This window comes from uncultured Microscilla sp., assembly GCF_947493425.1.
Classification (GTDB): domain Bacteria; phylum Bacteroidota; class Bacteroidia; order Cytophagales; family Microscillaceae; genus Microscilla.
In genome coordinates this window covers 1-20,058 of the sequence record NZ_CANLRP010000017.1, presented here as the reverse complement: position 1 = coordinate 20,058, position 20,058 = coordinate 1, and the positions used below count along the sequence as shown (strand labels likewise).

Sequence of the window (20,058 nt, the reverse complement as noted above, 5' to 3'; positions counted from 1 at the left end):
ATGGATACATTAAAAAAAGATACGAACTCGCCTACTAACCCTAACCCACAGGCACGCCCCATGAAAATAGGCATAGAAGCCCAAAGGGTTTTTCGTCCACACAAGCACGGCATGGACATAGTAGCACTGGAACTCATCCGTCACTTGCAAAAAATAGATCAATACAACGAATATTTTATTTTTGTAAAACCCGATGCTGACCCTTGCCTCCAAAGCCAGGACAATTTTACAGTGATAGAAGTAACCGCCAAAACTTACCTCGACTGGGAACAACTTTCACTGCCCAAAGCCATCAAAAAATCAGGCGTTGAATTGATGCACTTTACCAGTAATACTGCTTCGCTGAGGTGTCCAGTACCCACAGTAATTACGCTGCATGATGTTATTTTTCTGGAAAAAAGACGTGCTCAAGGCACCCTTTACCAAAAACTGGGGCATATATACCGTCGTTGGAATGTACCCAGAGCAGTGCGTAAAGCCGAAAAAATACTCACTGTGTCGAACTACGAAAAAACCCAGATTACGAACAAACTCCCCCGCATTGAAGACAAAGTAGTGGTGGCGCATAATGGAGTAGCTGCCAAGTTTAAAAAACTAGACCAACATCAAGAGTTGATGAAGGGTTTACAGCCCAAAAGTTTTGTTTTTTATTTGGGCAACCAAGCCCCCAAAAAGAATATGGGCAACGCTTTGCGTGGCTATGCTCAATACGCCCAAAGTGTAGCCTCTCCCCTGCCTTTGGTCATCGCCGAAACCAGCGAAGAGCAACTGGCCGATTGGCTCAGTTCATTGAATTTGCCTCAGCTTACCCAACATATTTTGCTGACTGGATACATTCCCAATGCCAATATCACCTTATGGTACAATCAAGCAAAGGTGTTTTTGTACCCATCACTACGCGAAAGTTTTGGCTTACCTATTCTGGAAGCTATGGCTTGTGGCACTCCTGTGATCACGTCTAACACTTCGGCTATGCCAGAAGTAGCCAACGGTTGTGGGCTATTGGTAGACCCACACCAACCCCACGAAATAGCCCAGGCTATAAAACAACTCACAGGTGATGAAGCCCTGGAACAATCACTGATCAAAAAAGGGCTGGAAAACGTGAAAAACTTTACCTGGGAGGCGCATGCTCAAATCTCACTGGATAGTTACCGCGAGATTGTACTCAAAGAAACTAGCAATTAATTCAACCTTCTTTATCCAATGCAAAACATTCTGATCATATTATTTTGGCTGGGCATTGCCCTGGTAGTGTATACTTATGTAGGCTATGGGGTGGTGATAGGCGTTTTGGTAAAACTCAAAAATGCGCTCAAGCCTGAGGCACCTTTGCCCCCATTGACTGATTTTCCGACGGTGGCTTTTGTCATTGCCGCTTACAACGAAGAAGACTACATCCGCGACAAGGTGGCTAACTCATTAAAGCTGAATTACCCTGCCGACAAACTCGACATTATTTTTGTAACGGATGGATCAAGCGACCAAACGCCCAATATACTGCGTGAATATGAAGCTCAGGGCATTAGGGTGCTACACAAAGATGCCCGTCGGGGAAAGATTCATGCTATGCACCGCGCCATGGGGTTTGTAGAAGCCGACATTGCTATTTTTTCGGATGCCAACACTGATCTCAACCCCGAAGCCCTACAAGAGATTGTAAAACACTACCAAAACCCCAAAGTGGGCGCAGTAGCAGGGGAGAAACGCATCAAGGTATTGGAAAAAGACGCTGCCAATGGTGCCGGAGAGGGCATTTACTGGAAATATGAATCGTGGCTCAAAAAAATGGATTCGGCTTTTTATTCAGTAGTGGGTGCTGCTGGCGAACTTTTTTCGGTACGTACCAAGCTCTACGAACAGGTACCTGCCAACGCCCTCCTGGATGATTTTATGCTCTCGATGCGCATTGCCCAAAAGGGCTACCGAGTAAAATACGAACCTCAGGCACAGGCCTGGGAAACTCCATCAAGTTCGGTGAAGGAAGAGTTTAAACGCAAAATAAGAATTTGTGCAGGAGGCATTCAATCTATTTTATGGTTGCTGCCCTTGCTCAATATTTTCAAATACGGTTGGCTCAGCTTCCAATACGTATCGCATCGGGTGCTCCGCTGGACGCTCACGCCCTTGTCGCTGGTGGTGGTATTTGCCCTCAATATTTGGCTGGCTGTGCTCCCCTTGCCTTTTTATCAGGTAATGCTAGGGCTGCAGGTATTGTTTTATCTTACGGCACTGTTAGGTTGGTGGCTACAAACCAAAAAGATTAAACTTAAAGCCTTGTTTGTGCCTTATTATTTTGTGGTGATGAACCTATCGGTATTTTTAGGCTTCGCCCGCTTTATCAAAGGGCAACAAAGTGTGGCATGGGAAAAGGCAGCGCGGAGGAAAGAATAGACAGTTACAAGCTTTCGCTGGCACACGTGTTCTTGTGTGTGCCCAGCTTAGCAAATTCAACAAAAAAATATCCCTCACGCGAAGGTCTTACCGCAGAGCACTGAGCAATGCTCAACTCAAAAACCTGAAAAACAACTTGTGTACAAGATTTTGGGTGCAAGTATTGGTCTTCCCCCCGCGAAGGTCTTACCGCAGGGTGACCTGAGCAATGCTCAACTAAAACGTAAAAACAACTTGTATACAGGATTTTGGGTGCAAGTATTGGTCTGGCTAAAGCCTTAAGACCAATACAGGGAAAGTTGTTTTTGGTCTTACCGCAGGGCGACCTGAGCAATGCTCAACCAACACCTAAAAAACAACTTATATAAAAGCCTTAGGGGTAACAAACATTGATCTGGCTAATGCCTTAAGACCAAGGCAAGGATGTTGTTTTTTGGATTGAATTGGCTCATCTTAGCTGAGGTAAGTTTAGCGTAACATAACTTGTGCCTATTAATATTGGAAATTTTGCAACTTTCAATATTATTAGAGGTTTGTACCCACGTAACGACTGTCGACCATCGACTGAACGCCGTGGACTATTGGGCAACCACAAGGAATTCCTACCATCCTACTATACATTTTTCGGTTGTGGAGACACAACTCGAGGCGCACGCGCTGCTGGCAGTGTCTTCACTGCCAGCTTGAGCCAAAATGTATAGTAGGATGAATTCCTACATGCTAGACTCTTACTTTTGGTGATGACAATTGCTTTTTAGGTTGAATTGGCTTAAATAACAAGAAACATCGCTTCGCAAACCATTTAAACAATAGAGCAATTCTAAAGAAATATGTTTGAAAACACCGCTCAAGGCTTAGTCGACCATTGGCACGCAGTAGCTTTTGCCCAAGACCTTAAAAAAAGTCAATCGCTCAAACTACAACTATATGGCATCCCCTTGTTGCTATGGCGTGATGCTGAAGCCCAAGTATTTGCGGTGGTAGATGTTTGCGCCCACAAACGCGCTCCCTTGGCAGTCACTTGTTTCAAACAAAACACCATTACTTGCCCTTATCATGGTTGGCAATATCACCAAAACGGACAAGTGTGTCACATTCCCAGCTCGCCCAATATAGATTTGAACAAACTCAACGCTTCACTACATACTTTGCCCATACAAGAAGCCCACGGCTGGCTCTGGCTCTATTTGGGCAAAGATACTCCGCCTGCCACCTTACCCCTATCGCTGACAGCCCCAGCCAAAGGCTGGCAACACATACAGCTCAAAAAACAATTTGCTACCAGCGAAGAATTGCTCATTGAAAACTTTATGGACGCTACCCATACCCCTTTTATCCATCGGGGCATTATTAGGGGGCACGGTGCGCCTACCCAACACCATATACACCTCAAAGTTGCCCCTAATCAATTATTGGCAAGCTATGCCGAAACCACCGAAAAAATAGGCGTGGCACTGCAGTTTATTTTGGGTAAAAATCTGCGCGTCAAGCACAGCGACGCCTTTTTGCTGCCCAACCTCGTAAAGGTAGATTATATAATCAACGATGTACCTCGGTTTACAGCAGTGATTGCCTGCAACCCCACTAGCGAAGGCAAAACAGAGGCTTTAGTAAAGCTTTCATTTCGTTTTGGCAAGCTCAACTTCTTGGTCAAGCGAGCTTTGCCCTGGCTTGCCCGCAAAGTGCTGGCACAAGACTTTGACATTACCCAACAACAGTTTGCCAACCAAAAAATATTTGCCCAACAAAAGGATAAATCTATAGATAGTGATATCATGCACCACAAAATGCGCTTGATCAGGCGAGCCGCCCAACGCCGCCAAACTATCACACCTTCTGAAACCGAATTTAAATTATTCTTATAATGGCAAATCGTTTTTTTACCAAAATAAACTATTCGGCAAGCAACGAAGATAGCGAATCGGAGCAGCAAGCCCTGCAGCTGACGTCCAATGATACCGTACTTTGTATTAGTGGCAGTGGGGCAAGGTCGCTCGACTTGCTGGTAGATACCCCAAAAAAAATAGTAAGTATTGACTTTAACCCTGCCCAAAACTACCTCCTGGAACTCAAGATTGCTGCTTATCGTGCCTTGAGTTATAAGGCTTTTGCCCGATTTATAGGTTTACAGCCTTGCGGCAAAAGAGTGGCTACCTACCAGCAACTCACCCCTTTTTTATCGGCGCAAGCCCAGGCATTTTGGGGCAAACAGCCCAAACATATTAAAAACGGGGTGCTCTATTGTGGTACCTGGGAAAGGTTGCTCAAAAATATGCTACGGCTGGCAAGTCCCCGCAAAAAACTAATTGAGCAATTGATGGCTGCCCCCTCACTGGAGGTACAACGAAGTATTTGGGCAAAAAAATGGGATAATTGGGTATGGCGGCTTTACTTGAAAATTATTTCTAACCAATTTTTATGGAAATATGTGGTGCGTGAACCCGGAGCAAGGCTCATTCCAACAGGTTTTAACGTGTATGACTATATGAAAGCCCGCCTCGACCACATGGGCAACAACTTTGACCTAAAAACTAACCATTACGCCCACTTGATGTTACGGGGCAAGTATTCGCCACCCTGCGTTTTGCCCCACCATTTACGCCCCGAAAACTTTGACCTAATCAAAAAAAATATCCATAAAATAGAAATCGTTACGGCTTCATTGATCAACTATCTAGCTGAAACTCCTTACCAATTCAACGCCTTTTCACTCTCCGATTTTTCGTCATACGCCCCACCCGAAGCATACCAACACATCTGGCAAAGAGTGGCAAGAGTGGCCGCTCCTCAAGCCCGTTTTTGCGAGCGGCAATTTTTGGTAAAAAGAAATCCTGAAACACATTGCCCTACGCTCAAACGTAACGCTTGGCTAGAAAAAAGACTCAATGAAAAAGATGAGGCGTATATTTACACTTTTTGTGTAGGGGTATTTTAGTCTACTATGGCCACGCTGAACGTGAAACAATGGCTAAAAACCTTGAACTATTGACTAATAGCTTTGCCGAGTGAAAAAGACTACCAACTCTCAACTAAAAAACTACTGACTAAAAACATGAAAATACTACTTACTGGTGCCACCGGTTTTTTGGGTTTTCGCACGCTCGAAGTTCTTGCTCAATTGCCCGAAGTAAACCAGGTGATAGCCACAGGGCGCACCCTCAAACCCAGCCATACTGTAGAGCACCCCAAGGTACGCTATGTATTGGGCGACTTGACCAATCTGGAGTTTGTACAAAGCCTAGTAGCACAAACTGAGTACATCGTGCACGCTGCTGCGTTATCGTCGCCTTGGGGTAGTTACGCTGACTTTGAGGCAGCCAATCTCACCACCCAAAAACACTTGCTAAAGGCAGCTCTAGAGCACCACATCAAACGCTTTGTGTTTATCTCTACTCCCTCGATGTATTTCACGGGCAACGATCGATTCGATATTAAAGAAAGTGATCCATTGCCTCGCCAAATGGTGAATGCCTACAGCCAAACCAAGCGGCTTGCTGAGGTTGAGCTAGAGCAATCAGGCATTGCTTATGTAAACCTGCGCCCCCGTGCCTTGGTAGGCAGAGGCGATACAGTGATTATGCCACGCATTATCAGGGCACACCAAGAAGGCAGGCTGAAAGTAATAGGAAATGGCAAAAATATAGTAGATTTGACTTCGGTGGCAAATGTTGCAGATGCCATCGTACTAGCATTGACTACCCAACAGGGGCTCAACGAAACTTATAACATTACGAATGGCGAACCCATAAAACTTTGGGACAAAATAGCCTTGGTACTACAGTTAATGGGCAAAGAGGTGCCCACTGCCCAAGTACCTTATTGGGTAGTATGGGCAGCAGCGGGAGCAATGGAGTTTTCGGCAAAACTGACAGGAGGCAAGGAACCTGTGTTGACTAAGTATGGAGTGGGCGTGCTTGCCAAGTCTATGACTATGAATATTTCGAAGGCACAAAAACTATTAGGCTATAGCCCCAAAGTAAGCACCGACGAGGCAATTAAGGAGTTTGTAAAGTGGTTTGTTTAATTACGAATGGGTCAATTACGAGTTTAACAATTACGAATGGTTTAATTACGAACCGACCGTAGGGAGCTCTGCAAAGCTAATTACGAATGAGCGCAAAGCGTAGTTAAAACTACGGATTACTGATTCCTAACTAATTCGCAAATATGATAATTTAAAGCTAAAGGCTCATCGTAGCTCAAGAAAAGGCTAAAAGCTCAATACAAACAGTTAAACAATTACGAATTACGAGTCTTTCAAGTACGAATGAGCGCGAAGCGAAGCTAAAAGTCCTTCGTAGCTCAAACAAAAGCTAAAGGCTAAAGCTACACCAAGATCAAAAAAGGCTAAAAGCCAAGGGCTCAATACAAACAGTTAAAAAAAGGCTAAAAGCTCCCTACAAACAGCCAAACAAAAGCTAAAGGCTCAATACAAACAGTTAAAAAAAGCCAATCAAAGCTCAAGAAAAGGCTAAAAGCTCCCTACAAACAGCCAAACAAAAGCTAAAGGCTAAAAGCCAAGCAAAGCTCAAGAAAAGGCTAAAAGCTAAAGGCTCAATACAAATAGTTAAAAAAAGGCTAAAAGCTTTAGAAGCTACTAACGACCAACTAAAGATGAAAAAAGTAAAACTATACCTCAACTATGCCGGGTATTGCGTGGCAAAAGAAAGCGAAGTAATACAGGGCGGTAAAAGCGAAAATGTACAATTCAATGCCCTATGGGGGTTGATAGAACACCCCGACAAGGGTTGGATTTTGTATGATACAGGCTATACCCGCAGGTTTCACCAAGCCACGGGCTGGTTTCCTAACAAGATATATGCCTTGCTAAGTCCAGTGGTGATCAAAGAACAAGACGAGGTAAAAGCTCAGCTTCAGCGAGCAGGTATTGCCCCTGAAGATATCCAACACATCATTATTACGCACTTTCACGCTGACCATGTGGGTGGGCTGAAAGATTTTCCGAATGCTACTTTTTACACTTCACGCCAAGCACTCGACTATACCTTGAGTTTATCGGCTTGGACGGCTTTTAGCAAAGGGGTGCTCAAAGATTTGCTGCCCAAAGATCTGAAGCAACGCACGGTATTGATTGATGAAGCTTGTAAGAAAATTACTGACCCTGTTTTTGGGCATAAGTATGATTTATTTGGCGACGATAGTCTGCATATTTATGAGCTACCGGGACACGCTGCCGGGCAAATTGGGGTCATGTTGGAAACCACGCAAAGACCTTACTTTTTGGTGGCAGATGCTTGCTGGGTCAAACGTTCTTACGAGGAGGTCATTCCTCCCAACCCTATAGTCGTGTTGTTTTTTCATTCGTGGTTCGAGTTTAAACACACCTTGCAAAAAATGCACGATTACCATGTGGCAAACCCCCAGACTTTGTTGGTGCCCACGCACTGCGCAGCCACTACCGATGCTTTGGTGCAAGATAAGTTAGCTATGAATGTTCTTTAAACTCCAGATTTTATGGCGCCTGGTGCAACTCCGTTGGCGCAAGCCCCGCACCCAGGAAGCCAAAGAAAAGCTACAGCAAAAACTGTGGAAACGATTGCAAAAAAAGGTGTTGTGCCACTCAGGTTTTTATCGCGAAAGCGCCCAAAACAAACAACCACTGGCAGCTTACCCTTTGATGAACAAAACCCGGTTTATGGCAAACTTCAATGCCATCAATACCCATAGAATAGAGGTGCAAGAGGCGTATAATGTAGCACTCAAAGCCGAACAATCGCGCGACTTTTCGCCTATGTTGGGCAAAGTTACCGTGGGGCTGTCGTCAGGCACAAGTGGCAACCGGGGTATTTTTTTGGCTACCCAGGCAGAGCGGGCTTTTTGGGTAGCTGCTGTGCTCGATAGGGTCATTGGAGTATCACTCAAAAAACGCAAGGTCGCCTTTTTTTTGCGTGCCAACAGCAACTTGTACGACTCGGTAAAGTCGCGGGTGCTACAGTTTGAGTTTTTTGATTTGTATAACGATGTATCGCAACACATTGCCAGGCTCAATGCCCTCAAGCCTCATATATTGGTGGCACAGCCCAGTATGTTGCTAGAGCTTGCCCAAGCGCTAGAGGCGGGTACCTTACACATTGCCCCTGCCAAGATAATTTCGGTGGCAGAGGTGCTCTACCCCGAAGACAAGGCTCAACTAGAGCGTGCCTTTCGGCAAACCATTCATCAGGTGTATCAATGTACTGAGGGTTTTTTAGCCAGTAGTTGCAGTGAGGGTGTATTGCATTTTCATGAAGACTTTCTCATTATTGAGAAAAAATACCTCGATGAGTCACACACACGGTTTCACCCGGTAATTACTGATTTGTTGCGTTCGTCGCAGCCTGTGGTGCGCTACGAGCTCAACGACATTATAGTAGAAGAAAAAGCTTGCCCTTGTGGGCAACCTACCCTTGCCATTGCCCAAATAGAAGGGCGTGCCGATGATGTGTTACATTTTATTGACACCACAGGCAATACTGTAAAAATTTACCCTGATTTTTTGCGTCGGGCAATCATTTTTGCCGATGAAACTATTCAAGATTATACGCTTGCTCAAACCGATCTTCAACGCTTAGAACTGTACACAAAAGGCCAAGAAGAAAGTTTTTACCAAGGCCGACAGGGCATACTAGACCTGCTCAATAAATACCACATTGCTGGGGTACGCATTGTGCAAACCCACCACAAACACCACGAAAAGGGTGATAAACTAAGAAGAATTAAGAATGAATTAAATGAGCAAAACGATCAAAACTAAACCTATCAGAATAGTGGCCATGGGCAAGTATTTGCCACAAGCGATGAGCTCGGAGGCTCTAGAAAAAAAACACGGCTTGCCCACTGGCTGGGCAATGAAATATTCGGGGGTGCAAAACCGCCATGTGGCAAGTCAAGAGTCTAATGGCTGGATGGGCGCGCGGGCGGCAGACGAAGCCTTGCAAAAAGCCGAAATGACTTTGCACGACATAGACATGCTCATTTCGGGTGGGGGGACTTACGATTACCCCATTCCTAACCAGGCAAGTGTGATAAAGGCAGAAATGAAGGATGGTAATAATTGCCACACCCCCGCTATAGACATTGATAGTACTTGCTTGAGTTTTGTGACGGCGCTTGATTTTGCCGCCAAAATACTAGATGGTAAAGCCTACAAAAACATCCTCATTGTAAGCAGCGAGATTGCCTCTAAGGGCATCAACCCTGCCAACTGGGAAACTCTTACTTTGTTTGGCGATGGGGCAGCCGCAGCAGTGGTAAGTTACGCTCCGGGTCAGTCATCTTGCTATATCAAGGGAATGCAACGCACTTATTCTGAAGGGGTGTATCACACCTTGATTGAAGGAGGAGGCAATCGTAAGTTTTTCAAAGACTACCCTTATGATCCTGAACTGCACTCGTTTCAAATGAAGGGCAAACAATTGCTTAAGCTTACCAAAAAACTTTTGCCCGATTTTATGGATTGGTTTTTTGAAGACACGGGTTATACCCTTGCCACTATAGATGCTATAGTGCCACATCAGGCATCTAAACTGGGGGCGGCACTCTTTCAACGCTTGTTTGACTTTGCTCCTGGGCAAGTACAAACTACGCTGGCGCACTATGGCAATTGTATTGCAGCTTCTATTCCGCTTACGCTCATGGCAGCTATAGATGAGGGCAATATACAACGAGGCGATATTTGTTTATTAGCGGGTACTTCGGCGGGCTTTGCCATTGGTGGGGTGTTGTTGAGGTATTGAAGATAGGGGCTTGGCGCTGGGTTTTGCCATACATGCCCCTTGGTTGAAGTCTCCAGACTTAAATCTACAATGGTGGCAAGTTTGCAACTTGCTTTTAATTCAAGGGTTTAAGTTAAAAAAACTTAAGCCAGTAAAGGAGTAAGCAATTTTAACATAAACCACTGATTTACAAATGCTCACCGGGTAAACATTTGCTCGAATATGCTATGGGCTATGACTTGAATGCTGCGGACTATTGTTTACACGAAACCATACCCCACCACCAAAACCAACTCCTCCAAGTTCTCCGAAATATTAGAAAGCATAAAAGGAACGCCTTGACTAATAATATAAGGAGTTTCCATTTCCTGATTGCTGCCTATTTTTAGGTCATCAAAACCATCATAAGCGTTGAGGGTTATGGTATTGCTGCCATCAGTAAAGCTATTTGGATCAGTACCAACATCATGCACCACCAATGACGAAACGCCATCATTAGCAATCAACATCACCTCCTCAACCACAGGATTCGCCGCTTGCGCCATATAAGGCAGTCTGGCGTTATCGATGCTAATTTCTACGCTGCCATTGTTTTTGAGCAAGTGCCATTCGTTGGGCATGTCGTGCTTGAGGTTGATGGCAAGGTGCAACCCTGTTTTGCCCAAGGCTTGCCCAATGGCGTTAAGCTGGTTTTGTAGGGTTGCATTGGCGGCATTTTTTAGGCTAGAACCTCCTTCGCGCGCGGTGTATTTTACGTGCAACACCACGTCGGCAATGCTGTTGTAGTCAAACTGTCTTACGGCTTCGGGCAATTCTAAACGCCAAGTGCCAATGGCGCCCGTTCCCTCAAAAGGTAAGTAACGCTCGTCGTTGAAGTTGAGCTCAAACATGCCACTGTCGTTTTGGGCGTGGCTGGTGGCTATAGACTGGATCGCCCCAATGTTGTAGGCAAAGCGCATGTCGTTGCCCTCTTCAGCTTCTCTATAATTGTCATCCACCCTCTTGTCTTTTCTATACTTGTTGCTCACCAACGACAGCTTGGCGCTCACCGAAGTATAAGGACCTGCAATGCAGGGCAAGCTAATGCTTACTGACTTTATTCGGCGGAAATACTGCCCCGCGTGGTCCATATCGTAGAGGGCTTCAGGGATGGAAAAATCGCATACTCCAGTAGCCTTTAGCTTTTGCAAGGCAAGCGGGTCGAGCATAGCAAGCGATACGTGTTTGGTAAGTTGGTAAGCGCGTTTGTTTTTATCCAAATAACTGGTTTCCATGCGCTTGATGTCGTGCATGAGGTGGTTGGCACTTTGCAGCCCTTTCTTGAGACTGTCCCAATAACCATAAGCAATAAAAGTGTCGCTGTTGCCCAGTTCAAACTGATAACAACGCTCGGCTTTTTTGGCAAAATCGTGCGCCAACTGGTACGCCTTAAAATAAACCGCGGTTATTTGCTTCACCATCCAATCATAGAGCTCTTTGTTGGTGAATTTGTTGCGCATAAACTCATCGGTCTTGTGGGCGTTTTCTATTTGTAACTCGTGGTTTTTCAAGTCAGTTTCGGCAATCTCTTTTCTAAGCTCCGCCGCCACTATTTGCTGGTCAATGGATTCCAACTCTTTGTCGGCAAGGGTTTCTTGGAGTTTCCAGTCATCGTAGCGACGATTATAGCCAGCAATTGTAGAAATTCCTCCTGCTACCTTGTCAAGCAATTGTGCACCAAGCAATATTGATCTGGCAAATGTACTCGTAGAGTTTGATACTTTATTACCTCCATATTCTACGGTTGTTACAGGAGTACCTGCAACACCAGACACGCCTATGACTATCTCAGGGATTAAGCTTGTTGCCCCTGCAACTATTTCCATAATTGAACCTACAGTGAATGCTGCCGCAGAAACAGTATTTAGCCCCAAAGCAGCTTTTTCACCTTTGTTCATCTTCTCAATATCCCTATAATAAGCATGCCTCTCCTCAGTTACCACCCGCGTTTTGTTCAACACCTCTATTTGCTCCTCGGCTTCTTCAATTTGCAATTGTTTTATGTCCGTCACCGCATCCAACACCTTAAGCTCCAATTGGTTTCGCAAAAGTGAGAGTGCTTCGGCGTCGCGTTTCTCCAGCGCTTGCAGCAAAGCATTGCCCAAGCTGCGTACTTCTTGCGCCAGTTCGGTCGCCTTTTGCGAAAACACCCTAAAGCGGTAGTGAGGCAGGGGCGCATTGAGCCCCGCAATCACCGACGCAATGTCGAGCCCAGCGGCAGCAGTACGCACCAACATGCCAGGGTCTATAGGTGGGGCAAACAAGGCAAGGCTACGCTCTACCCCGTCTATATTTTGGCAATGCCTAATCTTAAACAAACGGTCGGCAATGATGTCCCAATACTCCAGCATTTTCTCGTTGGTAGGCACACAAAAATACAGCATCGACAGAGTCGTTTCGGTTGGCAACTCTTCGCCCCCTTCGGGCAAAGTACTCAAATCAGGTAAAATACTCTCCATTGCAATCAAGGCATTGCCAAAGCTGCCCAATTTGGTGGCGAGTTGGTTATAGGTTTCATAAGGGGGCTTTGCCACTGGTTTTACCTCTTTAGGCTTGGCGCCCAATAGCTTGTCGGCAAGTATATACATTTGGGTGGCTTGAGTGATAGACTCCATCGTGTCTTGCCTAAACAAATAATCGCCCCAAGCAATCAAGTTATCTAGGTATTGCATCAGCACCGCTTTTTGGTAAGCTACAGGGCGGTACCTTGCTACCACATCGGCCTCAAAAGGCTTGGCGCGCCATTCGGCAATGGCAAACTCCAAATCAGCCGAGGAACCACTTGCCGACAAACGCAACAACGCCTCAATGCTTTGGTCTTGGTAGTCTTCGGTTTGGTGCAAATAAAAAGGCTTGGTGACCCAATATTTTTGTACTCCTTCGCCCTCTAGTGCGCCCGTGGGATTAAAGATATAGTGAAACCATTGTAAGGCTTCTTCAAAGCGTTGGTTTTGGCTCAGACTGCCCGCAATGTGCAAGGGTATTCTAAAAAACAAATCCCAATTATACACGCTATAGCTGCCGTCGCTGCTAAAGTCCAAATCTTCTATAGGGTAGCTTGCCTTGAGCTCGCCATCTTCTTGAGCTTGTAACGATTGGGGCACGGCTTGAGCATTGGGCGCATAATGACGCTCAAAGTTGAAATTGGTTTGCTGCAATTGGGTGTCGCGCTGCATCAAACCCGCCACCCCGTCGGCATAGAGGGTAGTTTTGAGGGCGCACACCAAAGGGTGGTACAAGTTTTTGAATTGCTCGCCATACGCCAAAGCGCCAGAAGATTCTTCCAAGGTTTTCAGGTATTCGTCTAGCTCGCTGCTCCCTGCTTGGTTTGCCATCAGGCTCAACACCGCTTTGCCCCCCTCATACTTGACTATCTCCGCCAACAATGCTTGAAAATCGGCATCACTCACTATTTTTTTAATGGCGGCATCGGTGTTTTCGGGTGGGTTTTCTTCAAATTCTGCTACCATCTTTTTAGACCACACAAGCAGGTCTGCCCACAAATCAAATAGATCGGCTACCGTCACTTTTTCCGAGTCGTCAAAGGTGTAGGTAGCATCTTCTCCTTCGCCCTGCACGGTTTTTTTGTAAAAGCCTGGCACAATGACATAAGCTTGGTTGCTGTCTTCTTTGAAATAAGGCAGCCAAGCCCCCAACGATAGTTTGATTGTATTGCCCGTGGTTTGGTTCAAAAACAGGCTATAGGCAGCAGCGCATACATCTATTGCCGTCACCTGATGAGGATACGCCAGTGTAAAGCGGTCGGGGGTTTTAGCCAACAAGGTCATGAAGCTGAGCGGGCTGTTGATATTCCTTACCGCCAAGGCGTCGCCCGTGTCTTCAGGGTTGCCGCTGTCCTCGCTAATGCTGGCGTCGGTGGTAGCCTCTTGGTATTTTTGGGCTTGCAAGGTGGCATTGTTAAAGTCGGGGTAAAACTCTGGCAAATAAGCCTCTTCTTCCTCACCTTCATAGTGCGCCACTTCAGGGTAGCCCTTGCATCCTTTAAGGTCAAACACGCCAATGATGCGGTTGCTTTCGTTGATGAGCAAATTGCCCGTGGTTTTTCCTGTAGTTTCGATGCTATCTAACACCTTGGGGTTTTCAGACAAAAACGCCTGACTTTTGAACACATATATTTGTTCGCTTGCCTCTATATAAGCCAAATTGTGTTTTTCTTTGTGAAACTCCTCAGCCGTGAAATGATCATTAGGAGTTAAAATTGCCTCCTTCGACACCCGCTTGGGTTGCCATTGCTCGTTGCTATACACACTCAAGGCAAGTTGCATTTTGAGCTTGCGTTTGGGTTTGTCCAATGTATTGTCTTCATTTTCGGTAACCTTTGGGTCAGGGTCGGGTTCTTCGCTAAACATCAGCCAAGCCAGATGCAAACGATTGTTGCGCACAAAGGCAAGCAAGTGGTCGCCCGTAATGTCTACTTCTATTTTTTCCCAAGGCGTCCAATAGCGTTCCTTCTCAAAGCGGCGGTAGTAATAAATGGCTGGGTCGCCGCCCTTAGTGCGGGCAAACACATGCATGCTGCGGCTGGGCACATCGTACCAAGTGGCTGCTACTTGCAAAAATGAAATGTCGTCTAGCTTCTCCAAGTAATTGGTCAAAGCTTGCTCGGCGGTGTCGTTGGTCAGCTCGTTTTGTTGCAGCTCGTCGAGGCATTCAGTGAGCAAATAAGACGGGTCGCTGGTGAGGCTCACCTCATACCAGTTTTCGGGATACAAAAACACCTTGCGGTTGGCTTCCCACACCCTATAGTTTTTCATCCATTCCCATTGCTTCCAGCCCAAGTCAGCCTCCACATCGGCAATGGCGGCGGGCTCTAGCCCCATCAAGCAACGTTGCACAAACAATTGCACGCTGTTGTGGGCTTGCACTATGCGCGACGAAGGCATACAAGCCCCCATTTCCACATCAATCAAATACTGGTCATACAAGTCATTGCTGTCTTGCAAATCGGGGTTGTAGGCAAGCAAATAAGCCACCAAAGCATCGCGTTTCTGGGGGCGGATGGCGTCCATAATTTCCTCCAGCGTCGTCAGCCAAGTGTCTTCATCATAACGCGCCTTGAGCACAGCGCGCAAAGTGCTCACCTCGCCACTGCCCAAACTTGCTTGGATACAAGCCCCCATCTGCTCCACCGTCATCCCTAGTTTGCGCACCCACTCGGCACCCTCTAGTAATGCCTCCAAATTGTCGATGGATTGATAAGTAGTCACTGCATCCACATTGGCAAACAACACTTCGGCTACATCAATCAAATCATTTTTTTCGTAACCCGTGAGCAAAGCCAAGTCTTGGAAAAAGTCATTAGAGTCCCAATCTGCTGGGACTGAGTTTAGCAAGGATTCCATAAGGCTAAAAAAGCTCAAGGGGTTTTGGGCGTTGACAGGGTTGGCAACGGGCGAAAGCATAGCTATAAAATTTGCAATTTTGAGAAAAACCAAGTATTGCTCAAATTCTGCCGTGTAGGGGGCTGGGTTGTAGGGCAGGGCGTCGAGCGCAAACCCTCCCAAACCAGTGCTATATTGGAGCAACCAAGTCACCGCCACGCTATCTAGCCCAAAGGCATCAATCAAATACAACATTTTATGCAATAGTTGCAGGGCGTTTTCTTGGTCGGTGGCATTGGCAAAATTGCCCATCAATACCTCCGCCATTGCTTGCTCACCAAGTTGGGCACTCGCCAGCACCGCTTCCACTAAGTCGGCATCGGTTTTAAATGCTTCGGCTAACACCTCTAGCAAGGCAGTGCGCTGGGCGGTGTTTATTTGGAAGGTGGCAATGGCGTTAAAAATGGCTTCGAGCAAGTTAAGTTGGTCAAGGCTGGAGTCGGCGTCATCGGCTACAGCCGCCAGTGCATCCAAAGCAATATTTATTTCGCTGAGGTCAATGGCTTCGTCAAATGCCTTGGCAACAAAGTCCTTAGCCGCTTCCACCGTTTCCCATTCTTTCAGCACAAAGCCATAAATAGTTTGGGCTGCTTCGGCACTGGCGCCCGATGCAGCCGACACCACTTGCAAAAAGGTGGCTTGTTGTTCTTCTATCGATAAGCTACTGTCAAACTGCGAGGCATAGGTTTGCTCAATTTCTTGGTAGGCAGCCGTGAGTTCTTCCAGCAAAGTGGCAATTGCGGCGTTGCTCATTGCCTTTGCCTCCAAGTTGTCTGCCTCGTGCTCAAGCAAGTATTTCACCTCGGTAGCACTCAGGGGCGATTGCTCAAAAGCTTCTATGACTTCTACAGATTTTAGCAAGCCTTCTACCTTGGTAGCTTCGTTCAAACCAGCCAATTCAAACAAGGTAAGAAAATCTTGAGCACTCAAGCCAAAGGTTTTCATGAGCAACGAAGCCGTATACAATTCACTCAATATGCCAAAGCCAGCAGAACCGTATGCAGTAGCAGACAAAAACAAGTCAATGTCTTGGGTAGTAATCTGCAAGCAAGTGGCAATGTACTCCCCATGTTCATCAAGCAATAGATCACCCGTTGCCACATTTTCGGGTAAAAAATCCTCGTTTATGCTCCCATTGCGGGCTTCGTTTAGAAAAATCTGGTAATAAAGTGGTTTGGGGTCGTCAGGGTTGTAAATGGTGTGCGGAAACTCATCAAAGCAACCCGTCAATGCCTCAAGGCGCCACTTGGTTTTGTCGGCAATGGCGTTGATGCGAGCAATTTGTATCAAACAACGGTCGTCAAGAAATCCAATACCTACCTCGGCTTGCATTACCATTTGGTTGAGCAAAGTAGCCTCCCAACCCGTTTTTTTCTGCAAACGCAAAAAGCGGTGGATGCGGTCGAGCGCTTCCAAGGCGAGGTTAACAATTTCTTTTTGGGTAAGGTCGCAACTAAAGTCATGGTGTTGGATAAACAAATTGCCCTCAGGGTCTATAAATTCTAGTTTGAGCAATAATTCCAACTCCCCGTAGCTCAAGCCTGTTCGGTCTAAAAAATGGTCAACTTGGGCAAGGTAGCCCAGCACAGTGTAATCCTCGGGCACGTTCCAAATGGCTTGCTGAGTAGCTTCATCGCTAGAGGCGGTCACTATCAAATTTGCCTCGGCTTCAGTCAGCCCCAATCGCTCGCAAGCAATCACAAAATCCCTTTGGCGGGCTTGTGCTTCTTCGTCGGCTGCATCGGTTTCAATCAATGTTCTAAAAGCCTCCATCAAATCGGCACGTTGCACCCCAAAACGACTAAAATAAGCTTGAGCCTCGGTGTGGTGGAGGTCAAAGGGCAAGGCAAAGGCATAGCTAGAATTACGCAACGCTTCATAAGCAGCATCATTGACATATTCGGGGGCAGCGGCAAGAGCTTCGGTAGTCGAGAGGGTTTGGCGCAAACGATAGATTTCAAAGTTTTCGTCGTCGGTAGTCTCTATGCGACAAACCACCGCCACATCGCGCAAATAATAGGGAGCAACAGGCAGGGTGTTGTCCTTGTCTTCTGGGTCGGTAATTGTGTCAGTGGGGTAAATCATCGCCTCGGCAGTCACGGGCAGCCCCGCATTTTTCAAGTGCTCAAGCAATGCTTCCGACACCAACCCTGTAAGCTGGTTTTCGCTTTGGGCAAGCGCGCCACTGTACTTTATAGGCACGGTAGGGGCAATTGCCTCTTCCAACAACTCGCACACCAAGTCAATGTATTTGACGGGCACATTGGCATTGGCACAACTCAAGTCTATTTCGCCCAAGTCGGGGCGGCGCTCAAACAACACATTCTTCGGAGGTACCAGCGCATCTATTACTTCACCTGTTGAGTTATATTGCTTGGCGGCACGCTGCTCCAAAAACTGTAATATTTCTACCAAATAAGCGGCAGGGCTATAGACCGACCTACAGTGCTGGCACTCGCAACTATCGGTAACGCCAAACAGGGTTTGCAAATCTGGGAAGCTTTCGATGAGTTCGTTTTCGGCATTATCGCTTTTAAACGATGCTACCTGAGCCACACTTGCTTGGTCTTTCAGGTTGCCCAACATCAACATGGCAGCGGTTTGGCGGGTTTGGGCTTTTTGGTATACTTGGTGGGCTTCTTTTTCGCTCAACCCAGCTTTGGGAGCTATCTCGTTCAAAAAACGGGTTTTGCCCTTGCCCACAATGTCAAATGCCGAATGCATATTTTGCTGGCGCAATGCCAAGGTTTTGCCATAATGTGGCGCCAACCTAAACACCCTTTGCAACGCCTTGAGTTCTTCGCTCATTGCTTGCTGCTCGTCTAGTGTATCGTCTTTCTTTTTGCCCTTCCTCTTGTCTTGCTTTTCTTTCAAATAAAGGTCTACTTGGTGGTGGAGGAAGTCAAAGTCGGGGTGGGCATTCAGAAACGCCACCAAAGCCGCCTGGTGTTTGACTACAGGCTTTTTTTCGCGCTCTAGTTGAGCGGCAAAAGCTATGGTAGGAAAAGCCTGCTCGAACCGCCTCACCACCAACGAGGCATAATTGCTCAAGGCGTCATTTTTTTTGAGGGCAGGGTTGGCTTTGCCTATTGCCTTCACCCAATCGGCTTTGTTGAGACGCGCCAACTGTTTTACATCGGTGGCAGAGTCAAGGCGGTGGGCTTTGGCTATGGCGGGCACTGCCTCGTTGCCCAAGCCCAAAAACTGCCCCAAGGCAAGTTGGGTTTGGGCGTCTTTTTGGGCAGCTTCATCCACAAAAAAACTGTCTTGTTTGAGTTGCTCAATAAAACCCCTCACATTGCCCTGACTTTCTTTGAAGAGGCGTTGCACGGCAGCCAACTTGCCCGGCTTCAAGAACGACACCAACCAGTCGATGCTCTTTTTGGGGTGAGTGGTTTGGTAATAGCGGCGGGCTTCTTCACGAAACTTTGCCAATTGTTCCAGATTTTTGCCCAGCTTTTTACGGGTGCTTGGCGCAATGGTCAAACCCTCTACTGCTTGGTGAATGGCGGCTTTGAGGGCAGTTTCATCCACCAGGGCAATGTCGTAAAGCAAGGTGCGCGGGTCGGCGTCTAGGTCAATGCCGCGTCGGGTGGGTGCGCCAGTTGGAGGGTGATGTAGCAAAGTTTCTTGTTGCAACACAGCATAAAAAAATGCTGCATCCACCTCCGAACTTTCCTCTAGTTGGTGTGCCAATATCATCCACTCTATTTGCTGACGGGAGGCGGGCAGGGCTTTCGCCAAAAAGCTGACATCGCGCTGGCTTTGGTCTTGCTTGAGTTGGGCAATGGCTACCTCGCCCGCCAGTTTTTTTATTTGCTTGCGCAAATCATTGAACACGGGCGTTTCTACAGGCAAAACTTTGGTGAGGCGCACCTCTGCCTTGTAGCGCCCTTTGGCGTCAAAGCTCACCTGCACCAAGTCTGCTTGGTATACTTCGACTTGTTTTTTGGCACTGAACACCTTCAGCCCAAAGTTGCCCGTTTTTTTGTCCCTGTCTAGCTTTTTGGGTTCCCAAGTAATGGTGTACTTGCCTTGAGCATCGGTAATTGCACTGCCTAACGCTTGCCAAGCTCGCAAGCCTACGGCATACACTTCTACCTTAAGCCCCGCTAAGGCTTTGCCCTGCGCATTGCTTACTTTGCCATAAATGGCATAACTGTTTTTGGATGATTTCATTTTTTTGGTTTTCATAATGTTGTTTTGGGTTGAATAGTGTTGTTGTTGCTGGCGAAAGTGTCCTCACTTGTGCCTATCATTGCGGAAGTTCCGAAATCCCGAACTTGATTCGGGGCTTGCAGCTTCCCTATTTTTGTAAAAAAAACCTTTGCCTAGTCTTGTAAATCTTTCTGAGTACTTGACCAGAAAGCTGAACTTGCTATACGCGTACATTTCGCTGAGTCTGGGGAAAGTGTCCTCACTTGTACCTACCATTGCGGAAGTTCCGAAATCCCGAACTTGATTCGGGGCTTGCAGCTTCCCTATTTTTGTAAAAAAAACCTTTGCCT

General features: G+C 46.7%; 9 protein-coding genes. 8 read left to right on the top strand and 1 reads right to left on the bottom strand.

What is annotated here, in order from left to right; genetic code table 11:
* From Q0954_RS06990 to Q0954_RS06955, 8 genes are all read left to right on the top strand, one after another.
* Positions 1–1,188: a glycosyltransferase family 1 protein gene (locus tag Q0954_RS06990; protein WP_299455379.1), complete on the top strand. Its 1,188-nt coding sequence runs from the start codon at positions 1–3 to the stop codon at positions 1,186–1,188.
* Positions 1,189–1,206: 18 nt separating this feature from the next.
* Positions 1,207–2,394, top strand: a complete 1,188-nt coding sequence (locus Q0954_RS06985; RefSeq protein WP_299455378.1) for a glycosyltransferase family 2 protein — start codon at positions 1,207–1,209, stop codon at positions 2,392–2,394.
* An 830-nt stretch (positions 2,395–3,224) separates the two neighbouring features.
* Positions 3,225–4,259 carry a Rieske 2Fe-2S domain-containing protein gene (locus tag Q0954_RS06980; protein ID WP_299455376.1) on the top strand — a complete coding sequence of 345 codons (1,035 nt, stop codon included), beginning with the start codon at positions 3,225–3,227 and terminating at the stop codon, positions 4,257–4,259.
* On the top strand, positions 4,259–5,329 hold the full coding sequence (locus tag Q0954_RS06975) for a DUF3419 family protein (protein WP_299455374.1): 1,071 nt from the start codon (positions 4,259–4,261) through the stop codon (positions 5,327–5,329). The genes Q0954_RS06980 and Q0954_RS06975 overlap by 1 nt, the downstream gene beginning before the upstream one ends.
* A 117-nt stretch (positions 5,330–5,446) precedes the next feature.
* On the top strand, positions 5,447–6,418 hold the full coding sequence (locus Q0954_RS06970) for an NAD(P)-dependent oxidoreductase (RefSeq protein WP_299455372.1): 972 nt from the start codon (positions 5,447–5,449) through the stop codon (positions 6,416–6,418).
* Between the two features lie 590 nt (positions 6,419–7,008).
* Positions 7,009–7,857 (top strand): MBL fold metallo-hydrolase, encoded by an 849-nt coding sequence (locus Q0954_RS06965; RefSeq protein ID WP_299455370.1) that lies wholly within the window; start codon positions 7,009–7,011, stop codon positions 7,855–7,857.
* A complete protein-coding gene (locus Q0954_RS06960; protein WP_299455368.1) occupies positions 7,847–9,148 on the top strand; it encodes a F390 synthetase-related protein in 1,302 nt (433 codons plus the stop codon). Before Q0954_RS06965 ends, Q0954_RS06960 begins: the two co-directional genes overlap by 11 nt.
* Complete coding sequence (locus tag Q0954_RS06955) at positions 9,126–10,130, top strand: 3-oxoacyl-[acyl-carrier-protein] synthase III C-terminal domain-containing protein (RefSeq protein WP_299455367.1); 1,005 nt, start codon at positions 9,126–9,128, stop codon at positions 10,128–10,130. Before Q0954_RS06960 ends, Q0954_RS06955 begins: the two co-directional genes overlap by 23 nt.
* Before the next feature lie 239 nt (positions 10,131–10,369).
* Here the strand turns inward: Q0954_RS06955 and Q0954_RS06950 are convergent, their stop codons facing one another.
* Positions 10,370–19,729, bottom strand: a complete 9,360-nt coding sequence (locus Q0954_RS06950) for a neuraminidase-like domain-containing protein (RefSeq protein ID WP_299455366.1) — start codon at positions 19,727–19,729, stop codon at positions 10,370–10,372.
* Positions 19,730–20,058 lie beyond the last annotated feature (329 nt).

Coding starts and splice junctions, on each gene's coding strand:
- Q0954_RS06970 (WP_299455372.1), top strand. CDS start 5,447: ATGAAAATACTACTTACTGGTGCCACCGGTTTTTTGGGTTTTCGCACG.
- Q0954_RS06965 (WP_299455370.1), top strand. CDS start 7,009: ATGAAAAAAGTAAAACTATACCTCAACTATGCCGGGTATTGCGTGGCA.
- Q0954_RS06955 (WP_299455367.1), top strand. CDS start 9,126: ATGAGCAAAACGATCAAAACTAAACCTATCAGAATAGTGGCCATGGGC.
- Q0954_RS06975 (WP_299455374.1), top strand. CDS start 4,259: ATGGCAAATCGTTTTTTTACCAAAATAAACTATTCGGCAAGCAACGAA.
- Q0954_RS06985 (WP_299455378.1), top strand. CDS start 1,207: ATGCAAAACATTCTGATCATATTATTTTGGCTGGGCATTGCCCTGGTA.
- Q0954_RS06960 (WP_299455368.1), top strand. CDS start 7,847: ATGTTCTTTAAACTCCAGATTTTATGGCGCCTGGTGCAACTCCGTTGG.
- Q0954_RS06950 (WP_299455366.1), bottom strand. CDS start 19,729: ATGAAATCATCCAAAAACAGTTATGCCATTTATGGCAAAGTAAGCAAT.
- Q0954_RS06990 (WP_299455379.1), top strand. CDS start 1: ATGGATACATTAAAAAAAGATACGAACTCGCCTACTAACCCTAACCCA.
- Q0954_RS06980 (WP_299455376.1), top strand. CDS start 3,225: ATGTTTGAAAACACCGCTCAAGGCTTAGTCGACCATTGGCACGCAGTA.